This is a genomic window from Thermoflexus sp. (genome assembly GCF_025055495.1).
Classification (GTDB): Bacteria; Chloroflexota; Anaerolineae; order Thermoflexales; family Thermoflexaceae; genus Thermoflexus.
In genome coordinates this window covers 1-10,992 of the sequence record NZ_JANWXB010000293.1, presented here as the reverse complement: position 1 = coordinate 10,992, position 10,992 = coordinate 1, and the positions used below count along the sequence as shown (strand labels likewise).

Sequence of the window (10,992 nt, the reverse complement as noted above, 5' to 3'; positions counted from 1 at the left end):
GGGGGTGGAAAGGGTGCGGGTGGTCCGCAGCCGCTCTGGGGCGTTAGGGCCGGGGGGGGCGCTCTCGGGGTCGCCCCAGCCCCAAAACGATTTTGTTAGGAGGAGAGACCTAGCTGGTTCCCCTCTTGAAGGCGCCTGAATCGACACGCTGCCTGAATTCGCCCGCGGCGCATCCATGCTCCCCCTCCCGGAGCCCCATGCTCATCCCGACCCTGGGGGGATGGCCCGCCCAGCGGGTCGCCAATAAAAAGCGAAGCGCCGGGGGCCGCCATCCCCGGCGCTCGGCTAAAAGGAGGAGAAGAGGTTCCGCCCGCTGCTCACTTCCACTGTAGCGCATCGCCGGCTCTGGATCTGGACGCAAACCTGACGTTTTCCCGACGTTTTCCCAACGCCCCGTGTCTTTTTTGCGATCTTGGTCTTGCAGGGACAGGATGGCTTATCACCATTGAAAAACGGACAAAGCGCTCCAGCGGTTGTGCCCGTTGCGAACGATCCCCCCGCTGCCGCAATGCCGGTGATGATGCGTTCCCTCCGGGGTCTCCGCAGTCATCGGACAGATCCTCCTTTCTTGAGGTAGGATTCATACGGACATCTAAGTAGCCTTCTATCCCCTTCAGCCCCTGACCCTTTGGGGGATCGGTAAGGCAATCTTCCGGTTTGTGGAGCGATGGCGATGACGGGAGAGGTCTGGGCCGTGCGCACAGAACGATTGACGCGCGTCTATCGGGTGACCCGGAAACGGGGGCAGCCGCCCCAGGATCGGATCGCCTTGCAGGAGGTGGATCTGGAGATCTACCCTGGAGAACTGTTCGGCCTGCTGGGGCCAAATGGGGCAGGGAAAACCACGCTGATCAAGATCCTCACCACGTTGCTCCTGCCGACCTCCGGCCGGGCCTGGGTCGCGGGTTACGATGTGGTCACCCAGCCGGAGTCCATCCGCCGCCGCATCAATATGGTGGCCGGGGGCGAGTCCTGCGGCTACGGGCTGCTCACAGTCCGGGAGAACCTGTGGATGTTCTCCCAGTTCTACGGCCTGGATAACCGGACGGCCCGCCGCCGGATCGAGGAATTACTGGAGCGATTCGAGCTGCGGGACCGCGGGGATTCCAAGATGTCGGATCTCTCCACCGGGTTGCGCCAGAAGGTGAACGTCATCCGGGGCTTCCTGACCGATCCGGAGATCCTGTTTCTGGATGAGCCCACCCTCGGCCTGGATGTCAACGCCGCGCGCCAAATCCGCTCGTTCGTCCGATCGTGGATTCAGGAGCGGCCGGGGCGGACCATCCTCCTGACCACCCACTACATGCTGGAAGCGGAGGAGCTGTGCGACCGGGTGGCGATCATCGACCGGGGGCGTATCCTGGCCTGCGATGCCCCTCAGGAGTTGAAACGCCGCCTTCAGCGGGACGCCATCTTCTCCCTCGAGGTGACGAAGTTCCCGCAGCACATCAAACTCCTGAGCGGGATCCCCGGGGTGCGCCAGGTCCATCATCGCCACCACAACGGCCATCTGGAGCTGGACCTGATCCTGGAGGAGGAGGGGGTGATCGGCCCCGTGATCTCTGCCCTCACCGCGAAGGGGGTTCACATCCTGTCCCTTCGCAAACGGGAGCCCACCCTGGAGGACGTCTTCGTCAGCCTGGTCGGGCGAGGCCTCTCCGAAGCCGGCGAGGAGGAATCGGCATGAGCCGGGAGGCCGTGGTCCTCTTCTTTCGAACCATGATCGCCCGGGCTTACCCCCGCATCATCGGCCAGAACCGGGAGCCCAGCTGGATTCTGATCGACGTCGGGCTGCCCCTGCTGGGCACCTCCGCCTATGTGTTCATTTATCGAGCCCTTCAGGCCCCCGAAGAATACATCGGTTTCGTCATCCTGGGCGGGGCCATGACCGCCTTCTGGCTCAACGTCCTGTGGTCCATGTCCAGCCAGCTCTACTGGGAGAAGGAATCGGGGAACCTTCCCCTTTTCATCATCGCCCCCGGGCCCATGATGGGGATCCTGGCCGGCATGGCGCTGGGGGGGATGCTGGCCACCACCCTGCGCGCCACGGTGATCGTCCTAGCGGGATCCCTGCTCTTCGGGGCGCGGTATGCGCCGGCGAACCCTCTGGCGCTGGCGGGAACCTTCCTGCTGACCCTCCTGGCGCTCTACGGGCTGGGGATGCTACTGGCCTCCCTGTTCCTGATGTGGGGTCGGGAAGCCTGGCATCTCTCGAACCTGCTCCAGGAGCCGATTTATCTGCTCTCCGGCTTCTACTTCCCGATCCGGGCCCTGGGGTTCTGGGTCGGCGCGCTGGCCTCGTTGATCCCCCTCACCCTGGGCCTGGACGCTATGCGGCAGCTGCTCTTCCCGAAGGCCGCCAGCGGCCTGTTCCCGGTCGGATGGGAGATCGCCGGCCTGGCGCTCCTCAGCGGGGTTTTCCTGTTCGCGGCCCACCGTGCCCTGGCGGCCATGGAACAGCTGGCCCGGCGAGAGGGCCGGCTCACGGATCGGAGGCGCTGATGCGGACGATCTGGCGAACCCTGCGAACCGCCGCCTGGCTGGGCTGGCAGATCGAATCCAACTGGACCGATCCGTTCCTGTTCATGATCTACTCGGTGGTCAAGCCCATCGCCAGCGTTCTGATCCTGATCCTGATGTATAAAGTGGTGGCCCGAGCGGATTTCACCCATCCGCTCTTTGCTTATCTCTATTTGGGAAATGCCTTCTACATTTATGTAGGTGCCGTCCTGACTGGGATCAGCCAGGTTTTGATCATCGACCGGGAGGAATATGGGATCCTGAAATATTTCTACATCGCGCCCATTCCCCCGGAAGCCTACCTGGTGGGGCGAGGGGTCGCTCGGATGGCCACCGGCACCATTGCCGTGGCGATCACGCTCCTGTTCGGGCTCCTGGCTTTCCGGTTGCCGTTGCAGCTTTCCGGGAGGGGCGGGATGTTTTTCCTGATCGCGATGATCCTGGGGATGCTGGCGATGATCGGCCTGGGAGTGGGCCTGGCGGGGGCCACGCTCATGGCGGCCCGCCACGTCTGGGTGATCGGGGAAGCGGTGGCCGGTGCCCTCTATCTGTTCTGCGGCGCCGTGTTCCCACTGGAGGTCCTCCCGGCCTTTCTTCGTCCTCTCGGATATGCGCTCCCCTTAACCTACTGGTTGGAGAGCCTCCGTCGGGTCCTGCTGGGCCCCTCTGCGGCCCGCTTTCCGACTTTCGCTGGATGGTCGGATGAGCAGCTTCTGCTGACCCTGAGCGGGATGACGTTGCTTTCCCTCCTCCTGGGATTCGGGTTGTATCGGCTTGCGGAACGCAAAGCCCGGCAGCACGGGGTGATCGATCGGGAGACGGGATATTAGCGCTTTGTCCATTTTTCATTTGGGGGTTTTCAGGGGCGGTGCGGGGGGGCCAAAGGCCCCCCGCACCGCGCATTACGCTTATAATAAGCTGAAAGCAGCCGGAGTGGCTCCTCGCCCTCTTCTTCAAAAACCCGAGGCAGGGTAGCGCGCCAGGGATAAGGGATGGACGATAGCGCTCTGTTATTGCGCTGGCTGGTGGTTTTCGGATTGATCGGTCTGAACGCCTTCTTTGCCGCGGTGGAATATGCGGTGGTATCTGCCCGTCGGAGCCGCATCGCGGTCTTGGCGGAGTCCGGCTCTCCCGCCGCCCGAATGGCCCTGCGATGGCTGGAGGACGCGCGGCATCGGGATGAGATCCTGGCCACCGTGCAGGTGGGGATCACAATGGTCGGGCTGGCCTTAGGATGGTTCGGGGAACGCACCCTCTCGGCGACGCTGAACCGCCTGCTGGCTCTTCCCTCCCCCGCGCCGCTGGTTCGCACCCTCCTGCAAATCCTTCCCCTGACCCTGAATCTGACCTTCATCCTGGGCCTCCAAATCGTGCTGGGGGAGCAGGTCCCGAAGATCGCCACCCTGCGGGCCTCGGAACGGGTGCTGTTGAGCACGCTGGGCCCCATGCGGGTGATCTACTGGCTCTTGCGCCCTCTGGTCTGGGCGCTCCATCGGGTCACTGATCTCGTCCTGCGGGCCCTGCGGATCTCCGCGGATGGCTACGGGATGATGTATACCATCGAGGAGCTTAAGCGGATCGTCGACGAGACCGGGGAAGCGGGGGTCCTGGAGCCGGAGGCCCGGGAGATCCTGGAGGCCGTGTTCGATCTGGGGCAGATCCCGGCCCGCCAGATCATGGTGCCCCGCACCGAGATCGTGGCCGTCGAGGCCGATGCCCCGATGGAGCAGATCGTGGACGCAGCGATCCGGACCGGATATGACAAATTCCCGGTCTATGAGGGCGATCTGGATCACATCATCGGGGTGGTGCACCTCCGGGAGGCGTTAAAGGCCTGGCGGGAGGGGCGCCCGGCCCGGGCACGGGACCTGTGCCGCGAGGTGATGGTGGTGCCGGATTCCATCCGGGTCGACGATCTGCTTCGCCAGTTCCAGGAACGGGAGGAGCATCTGGCGATCCTGGTGGACGAGTTCGGCGGCACCCTGGGCCTGGTCACGCTGCGGGATGTGCTGGAGCAGCTGGTCGGGGAGCTCCACGAGCGGATGGAGCCCACGGAGCCGGATGTGGTGGCCATGCCGGATGGCTCCTACCTGATCAGCGGGCTGCTTCCCATCCAGGAGGTGAACGAACGCTTCCAGCTGGATCTGCGGGATCCGTATTATGAAACCATCGCCGGGTTCGTGCTGGGTCGGCTGGGTCGGATCGCCCGCGTGGGAGATGAGGTGGACGCCGGGGTGGTCCGCCTGCGGGTGGAGGCGATGGATGGCCTGCGCATCGCCCGTCTCCGATTGATCCCCCAAACCGGACGATGAGCGGATCGAGGCCAGATTTCAGCCAATCCCGGATTTCCCAGCGATCGCTCCAGTCTGTATGAATAATTGCCTCATCCCTTTCCCTTTCCACCCGGAGGGAGGCGAGGGGAGGAAAGAGGAGGGGAGGGGCCAGCTCGCTTTTCGCGCGATTCGATCTTGCGACCAAGAGGAGAGGCGTCCGATGCCGCGCCCGGATGGTCGTCCCCATGATGCTTTACGACCCATTCGCTTTCATTTGGGTTTTACAGAATACGCGGAGGGCTCGGTATTGATCGAAGCGGGGCGCACCCGCGTGCTGTGCAACGTCACAGTGGAGGGAAACGTGCCCCCGTGGCTGAAGGGCCAGGGGCGGGGCTGGCTCACCGCGGAATACGCGATGCTGCCTCGCAGCACCCATACGCGAACGCCGCGGGAGGCCGGGCTCCAGAGCGGGCGCACCAAGGAGATCCAGCGATTGATCGGCCGGAGCCTGCGGGCCGCCCTGAACCTGGAGCATCTGGGCGAGCGGACCCTCATTGTGGACTGCGATGTGATCCAAGCGGATGGAGGCACCCGGACAATGGCGATCACCGGAGGCTACGTGGCCGTGGTCCTGGCCCTCCGTCCCCTGATCGAGGCTGGCGCGGTTCCCCCCGAGGTCCTGCGGACGCCGGTGGCGGCGGTGAGCGCGGGCATTGTGGAAGGAGAACCCCGGCTGGACCTCTGTTACGCCGAAGACAGCGTCGCCGAGGTGGATTTCAACATCGTGATGACCGGCGATGGGCGCTTTGTGGAGATCCAGGGGACCGGGGAGGGACGGGCGTTCACGGCGGAAGAATTTTATGCGCTCCTGGATCTGGCCCGCAAAGGGATTGCGGAGCTGCTGGAGGCCCAGGCGCGCGCGCTGGAAGAAGCGGCCCGCATGAGGTTGACTGCTTCAGAGGCGATGGCTTCATGAGGCCGATCGGGCTGCGGCGTCTGCTTCTTGTCTTTCTCTCCACGCTGGGGCTCAGCGGATGCCTGACGCTGGAGGTTCGCACCCGCCTGAGCCCGGACGGCTCTGCGGAACGGGCGGTGGTGATCGCGGTCGATTCGGTCCTCCTGCAGACGGCCGCCGTTGACCCCATGGAGTCGCTTCGCACAAGAGCGGAGGCGAGCGGATGGCGGGTCGAGCGCTATCAGGATCCTGCTCGCGGGCAGGAGGGGCTTCGCCTGCATCGCACCCTGGCGGATCTGGAGGACCTGAACCATCTGGCGGAAGGGGATCCGCTGGCCGGGCTGGAACAGATCACCGTGGGGGAGGAGGGAGATTTCCGGACGCTGAGCGTGACGCTCTCCATATCAGGGATCCTGGATCGTCTGCGGATCGCTGCGGGGGAGCCGCCGTTTTCCGAAGAGGATCTTTCGCTGCTGCGCGCGGCGGATCTGCCGTTGGTCTATGAGCTCGAGCTCCCAGGGCCGATCGTGGAGCATTCGCCCCACAGCGGCGCTCAGATCGAGGGCCGGCGGATCCGATGGGCGATCCCCCTCCGCCCGGATCAGCCGGTGGTTACCCTTTACGCGGCATGGCGCCCGGCGCGTTCGATCCCCTCTTGCCCGGGGAGCTGGATCGGTCTCGCAGCGGTTGGGGGCGCGATCCTAAGGCAGTGGATCCTACACCGAAAACGGTAGGGGCGCTTGTCCTGGTCCCTTCTGTCTTGGTGGCTCCATAAGATTTGTCGCACGGTTAGGATCAGTTCTCGGCTCATTGTTCAGAACACGCGCCGTTGGCTGAGCCGGTCGGAATCAATCCGTGGATCTGTTGAATCTCTCCGGCAAGCACCCGGGGATGGGCGAAGAACTTCAAAAGCCTCCTGCAGCGCTTTGGTGCCCGCGCTGCCGCGCCATGCTTCCGGTGGATCAGCGGGAGTGCCCCATCTGTGGGGCGCGGCTGGCGGAAGAGACATCGAGGTCGGCGGATTTCCTCAGCCTCGCGCTGGCGTTCTGGATGTATCCCCTCCTGGCGCTGGGGATCGCCTGTGTGGGTCTCCTGCTGTGCGTGGCGTTGTTCCGATGGCTGAGCCGATAGGGATCGGCTCCGTTCGGGGGTGGTGACGCGGAGAGTCGCGCCTCCGACTTGCCGGTATAGATGGGCGGGCAAGGCCAGCTTCAAACGAATTGCTCTTCAGTTACGAGGGGGCCCTATGGAGAGGGCTGGACCCCTCTTTCTTTCCTTCCTTTCCTGCCGCCCTTCGGGCGGCGGGAAGGGGGGAAGGAAAATCATGTTCGTGCAGTGCCGGGGGCTTTTGGCCCCCGGCACTGCACGAACAATTTTAAATCTAAAAGCGGCGGGGATCTTCTCAAGGGGCCAATCGCGCTGTAGCGAGGCCTATTCAATCAGCAGGAGCAGGGGGTTCTCCAGATATCGACGGAACGCCTGGAGGAAGCGGGCGACCTCCGCCCCATCGGTCACCCGGTGATCGGCGGAGAGCGTCACCTTCATTCGCTGCCCCACGACGAGCTGGCCGTTCTTCACCACCGGCACCTCGCGGACGCTGCCCACCGCCATGATCGCGGCCTCCGGCGGGTTGATGATGGCGATGAAGTGTTCCACCTCATACATCCCCAGGTTGCTGACGGTGAACACGCTGCCCTCGATATCCTCGGGCCGGACTTTGCCGCTCCGGGCTCGCTCGATGAGCTCCTTGCTCTCCCGCGCGATCTGGGCGAGCGGCTTTCGATCGGCATCCCGCAGCACCACCGTGATCAGCCCTTCCTCCAGCGCCACGGCGATGCCGATGTGGATCGCCTCATGGCGCACGATCCCCCCTTCCTGATAGGAGGAGCGCAGCGCCGGGAACTCCCGCAGGGCCAGGGCTGCCGCCTTCACCACCAGATCGTTCACCGAGATCTTCCCTCGCTCCCCCAGGGCCTCATTGATCCGCGCCCGCCAGGCCATGGCTTCGTCCATATCCACTTCGACCGTGACGTAGAAGTGCGGCGCGGTCTGCTTGCTGGCGGTCATCCGCCGGGCGATGGCCTGGCGCAGCGGGCTGACCGGTATGGCCGCCGGCGGCGGAGCCGGCGGAGGCGCAGGGGCGGCCACGGGAACGGGCGCGGGGGCGGGAGCCGCCGCCGGCGGTGGCGTTGGGATCCGGGCCTGCAGATAGCGATCGATATCCCGCTTCACCACCCGGCCTCCCGGCCCGGTCCCCGGGATCTCCCGGAGATCGATCCCTGCCTCCCGGGCCAGCCGCCGGGCCAGGGGCGAGGCCTTCACTCGCCCTTCGGGAGCCGGCGCGGGGGACGGGGCGGGAGCGGGCGAGGGGACAGGAGCTGTGGGGGCGGGGGCCGGCGCGGCGGGCGGTGCAGGGGCCCGGGCCGGGGCCGCTCCGGGGACTTCCACCGGCTCATCGGGCGCTCCGATGATGGCGATCGGGGTGCCCACCGGGACGGTGGTTCCTTCCCCGATCAGCACGGCCTTCAGCACGCCGGAGGCCGGCGCCTCGAATTCGATATTGACTTTCTCGGTCTCGATCTCCGCCAGGGGCTCCCCGGCCTTGACCGGATCGCCCACTTTCTTCAGCCAGCGGAGCAGTTTCCCCTCCACCATATCGAATCCCATCTTCGGCATCGTCACCGTCGTCGCCATCCTTCGCCTCCGTAAGGGACGGGTTTCAAACCCGCCCGCACTTCACCGCAGCAATCGCTTCACCGCCTTGACCACATCCTCCGGCCAGGGGAGGACGGCCCGTTCGTGATGCTTGTTATAAGGCATGGGGACCTCCCGGCTCCCCAGGCGCATGACTGGAGCGTCCAGTTCATCGAAGGCGTGTTCCTGGATGCGGGCCGCCACCTCGGCCCCCACACCGAAGGAGCGCCACTCCTCGGTGACCACCAACGCCCGATGGGTTTTGGCCACGGATTCATACACCGGCTCCATATCCAGCGGGCGCAGGGACCGCAGGTCCACCACCTCGACCTCGATGCCCTCCCGGGCCAGTTGTTCCGCCGCCTGCAAGCTGGCCTGGAGCATCCGCCCGTAGGTCACGATCGTGCAGTCCCGCCCGGCTCGTTTGACCTCGCTCCGGCCGATGGGAACCACGTAATCGCCATCCGGCACCTCACCCCGCACCGGGTAAAGGGCGGTGTGTTCGATATAGATCACCGGATCCTCCTCCCGAAGGGCCGCCTTCAGCATCCCCTTCGCGTCGTAGGGGGTGCCCGGATAGACCACCTTCAGGCCGGGGACGTAGGCGAAGTAAACCTCGAAGGTCTGGGAGTGGGTGGCCGCGAGTTGGCCCCATCCAGCCGGCACGCGGATGACCAGGGGGGCCTTGAACTGGCCACCGAACATATAGGACATCTTGGCGGCGTGGTTGACGATCTGATCCAGGGCCAGCAGGATGAAGTTGATCGTCATGATCTCGGCAACGGGGCGCAGGCCGCCCAGCGCCGCCCCTAAGGCCACCCCCACGATGGCGGATTCGGCGATGGGCGTATCCCGCACCCGCTCCTCCCCAAATTCCTCGTAGAGGCCGCGGGTCACCGCATAGGTTCCCCCGTAGGCCCCGACGTCCTCGCCCATAATGAAGACCCGATGGTCCCGCAGCATCTCCTCTCGCAGGGCCTGTCGGATCGCTTCACGGATGGTCATCACTGGCATGGAAAAGCTCCTCCGAAACAGGCTACAGCTTTGTGGTTGGGGGTCGAGTTGGGGGCCGTTGGCCAGCCCCCTAGGGACATCGGCCTCCTTCCGGCTATCCCGGATGGGATCGTTGGAGGTCGTGGGCCATAGAAGGCAGGCCCACTGACCTCATCTTAAAAGTGCCCTGTTGCCAGCTTATGATCGAGAGGACAGGGCGGACGCGAAGCCGCTTACGCGCTCTCCCATTCCTGGAGGAACCGCTCATCCCCCCGCCAGGCCCCTATTGGGTTCGCATAAGTGAAGTCGTAGAGCTCTTCCAGCGGGGGATCCGGGCTTTCCTCAGCGAACCGCATGACTTCCTCCATCTCCCGTTCCACATCCTCGTGGATGGCATCCAGCTGCGCCTCAGGGATCCGTTCCACCTCGATGAGATGCTGGCGGAAACGCTGGATGGGATCCCGTTGCTTCCACTTCTCGACTTCCTCCTTGGTGCGATACAGCTCGGGGTCGGCGACGGAGTGGCCCTGGAAACGGTAGCAGACGGCCTCCAGGAAATAGGGGCCGTTCCCGGCGCGGGCCCATTCGACGGCGCGGAGGGCGGCCTCGTAGACCGTCAGGACGTCCATCCCGTCGATGCGTTCGGCGGGGATGTTGGCCATACAGGCCTTCTTATAGACCTCCGTCACCGCCGAGGCTTTCTCGATAGCCACGCCCATCCCATAGAGGTTGTTTTCGCACAGAAACACGGTGGGGGTTTTCCACAGGGCGGCCATGTTTAACGCCTCATAGAACTCCCCGATATCGGTGGCTGCATCCCCGAAGATCACCATCGCGACCCGGGGCTCCCCCAGATATTTCGCGGCGAAGGCCAGGCCGACGGCCATGGGGAGGTGCCCGCCGACGATGGCATGACCGCCCCAGTAGTTATGCTCCCGGCTGGCGAAGTGCATGGACCCGCCGCGACCCCGACTGCATCCGGTGACCTTGCCGAAAAGTTCCGCCATCAGGGTCCGCGGATCCATGCCACGCGCGATCGCGTGGCCGTGGTCCCGGTAGTGGGTCAGGAGATGATCCTCCGGCCGCAGGGCGGCGATCGCCCCCACCGCGATGGCTTCCTCACCGATATAGAGATGCAGGAAGCCCGCGATCTTGCCCTGCTGGTAGGCGATGCGGGCCAGCTCCTCGAAGCGGCGGATCAGAACCATCTGGCGATAGAATGAAAGCTTGGTTGCTGTATCCAGCTGCACGCCCGGCGCGGCAGCCGCCTTGGAAGCATTCCCTTTCCCTCGACTGCTCATCAGCGACCTCCTCCGATTCACGCTGAACAGTCCCTCCCTCCCGCAGGCAACAGCGGTCGGAAGAAGAGCTTCCTCGTCCGGTTTTGGGGATTTCGGATGGCGAGCCAGGAGACGGCGCCCCATCGCCATCTCGCTATTCTAACGCAGGCATTTCCCTTTGTGGCGGATGGCGCTTCCCGTTGGAAGACCCGGAAGACTTTGTAGCTTGGCGGGGGAGTGAGGCCATCTTTGGCTCGAGGGATTCGGGGGCTGGGGC

At 64.8% G+C, this 10,992-nt stretch carries 10 protein-coding genes; 7 read left to right on the top strand and 3 right to left on the bottom strand.

Going from position 1 to position 10,992, the window contains the following annotated elements; all coding sequences use genetic code 11:
- Positions 1 to 673: 673 nt before the first annotated feature.
- From NZM16_RS09355 to NZM16_RS09325, 7 genes are all read left to right on the top strand, one after another.
- Complete coding sequence (locus NZM16_RS09355; RefSeq protein WP_295449962.1) at positions 674 to 1,687, top strand: ABC transporter ATP-binding protein; 1,014 nt, start codon at positions 674 to 676, stop codon at positions 1,685 to 1,687.
- Positions 1,684 to 2,502, top strand: coding sequence for an ABC transporter permease (locus NZM16_RS09350; RefSeq protein WP_295449964.1), 819 nt, complete (start codon positions 1,684 to 1,686; stop codon positions 2,500 to 2,502). Before NZM16_RS09355 ends, NZM16_RS09350 begins: the two co-directional genes overlap by 4 nt.
- Positions 2,502 to 3,350: an ABC transporter permease gene (locus tag NZM16_RS09345; protein WP_295449967.1), complete on the top strand. Its 849-nt coding sequence runs from the start codon at positions 2,502 to 2,504 to the stop codon at positions 3,348 to 3,350. Before NZM16_RS09350 ends, NZM16_RS09345 begins: the two co-directional genes overlap by 1 nt.
- Positions 3,351 to 3,512: 162 nt before the next feature.
- Positions 3,513 to 4,832 carry a hemolysin family protein gene (locus NZM16_RS09340; protein WP_295449970.1) on the top strand — a complete coding sequence of 440 codons (1,320 nt, stop codon included), beginning with the start codon at positions 3,513 to 3,515 and terminating at the stop codon, positions 4,830 to 4,832.
- Between the two features lie 181 nt (positions 4,833 to 5,013).
- Positions 5,014 to 5,769 (top strand): ribonuclease PH, encoded by a 756-nt coding sequence (gene rph / locus NZM16_RS09335; protein ID WP_295449973.1) that lies wholly within the window; start codon positions 5,014 to 5,016, stop codon positions 5,767 to 5,769.
- Positions 5,766 to 6,482: a hypothetical protein gene (locus tag NZM16_RS09330; protein WP_295449976.1), complete on the top strand. Its 717-nt coding sequence runs from the start codon at positions 5,766 to 5,768 to the stop codon at positions 6,480 to 6,482. The genes rph and NZM16_RS09330 overlap by 4 nt, the downstream gene beginning before the upstream one ends.
- 121 nt (positions 6,483 to 6,603) lie before the next feature.
- Positions 6,604 to 6,879 carry a hypothetical protein gene (locus NZM16_RS09325; protein WP_295480093.1) on the top strand — a complete coding sequence of 92 codons (276 nt, stop codon included), beginning with the start codon at positions 6,604 to 6,606 and terminating at the stop codon, positions 6,877 to 6,879.
- 300 nt (positions 6,880 to 7,179) lie between these two features.
- On the opposite strand, the gene NZM16_RS09320 is transcribed toward NZM16_RS09325, so the two are convergent.
- The 3 genes from NZM16_RS09320 to pdhA all read right to left on the bottom strand — a co-directional run bounded on the left by NZM16_RS09320 (position 7,180) and on the right by pdhA (position 10,736).
- Positions 7,180 to 8,442 carry a dihydrolipoamide acetyltransferase family protein gene (locus tag NZM16_RS09320; protein ID WP_295480091.1) on the bottom strand — a complete coding sequence of 421 codons (1,263 nt, stop codon included), beginning with the start codon at positions 8,440 to 8,442 and terminating at the stop codon, positions 7,180 to 7,182.
- A gap of 42 nt (positions 8,443 to 8,484) precedes the next feature.
- Positions 8,485 to 9,456, bottom strand: coding sequence for an alpha-ketoacid dehydrogenase subunit beta (locus NZM16_RS09315; RefSeq protein WP_295449982.1), 972 nt, complete (start codon positions 9,454 to 9,456; stop codon positions 8,485 to 8,487).
- Positions 9,457 to 9,668: 212 nt separating this feature from the next.
- Positions 9,669 to 10,736: a pyruvate dehydrogenase (acetyl-transferring) E1 component subunit alpha gene (gene pdhA, locus NZM16_RS09310; RefSeq protein WP_295449985.1), complete on the bottom strand. Its 1,068-nt coding sequence runs from the start codon at positions 10,734 to 10,736 to the stop codon at positions 9,669 to 9,671.
- Positions 10,737 to 10,992 lie beyond the last annotated feature (256 nt).

Coding starts and splice junctions, on each gene's coding strand:
- NZM16_RS09355 (WP_295449962.1), top strand. CDS start 674: ATGACGGGAGAGGTCTGGGCCGTGCGCACAGAACGATTGACGCGCGTC.
- NZM16_RS09350 (WP_295449964.1), top strand. CDS start 1,684: ATGAGCCGGGAGGCCGTGGTCCTCTTCTTTCGAACCATGATCGCCCGG.
- NZM16_RS09345 (WP_295449967.1), top strand. CDS start 2,502: ATGCGGACGATCTGGCGAACCCTGCGAACCGCCGCCTGGCTGGGCTGG.
- NZM16_RS09340 (WP_295449970.1), top strand. CDS start 3,513: ATGGACGATAGCGCTCTGTTATTGCGCTGGCTGGTGGTTTTCGGATTG.
- rph (WP_295449973.1), top strand. CDS start 5,014: ATGCCGCGCCCGGATGGTCGTCCCCATGATGCTTTACGACCCATTCGC.
- NZM16_RS09330 (WP_295449976.1), top strand. CDS start 5,766: ATGAGGCCGATCGGGCTGCGGCGTCTGCTTCTTGTCTTTCTCTCCACG.
- NZM16_RS09320 (WP_295480091.1), bottom strand. CDS start 8,442: ATGGCGACGACGGTGACGATGCCGAAGATGGGATTCGATATGGTGGAG.
- NZM16_RS09315 (WP_295449982.1), bottom strand. CDS start 9,456: ATGCCAGTGATGACCATCCGTGAAGCGATCCGACAGGCCCTGCGAGAG.
- pdhA (WP_295449985.1), bottom strand. CDS start 10,736: ATGAGCAGTCGAGGGAAAGGGAATGCTTCCAAGGCGGCTGCCGCGCCG.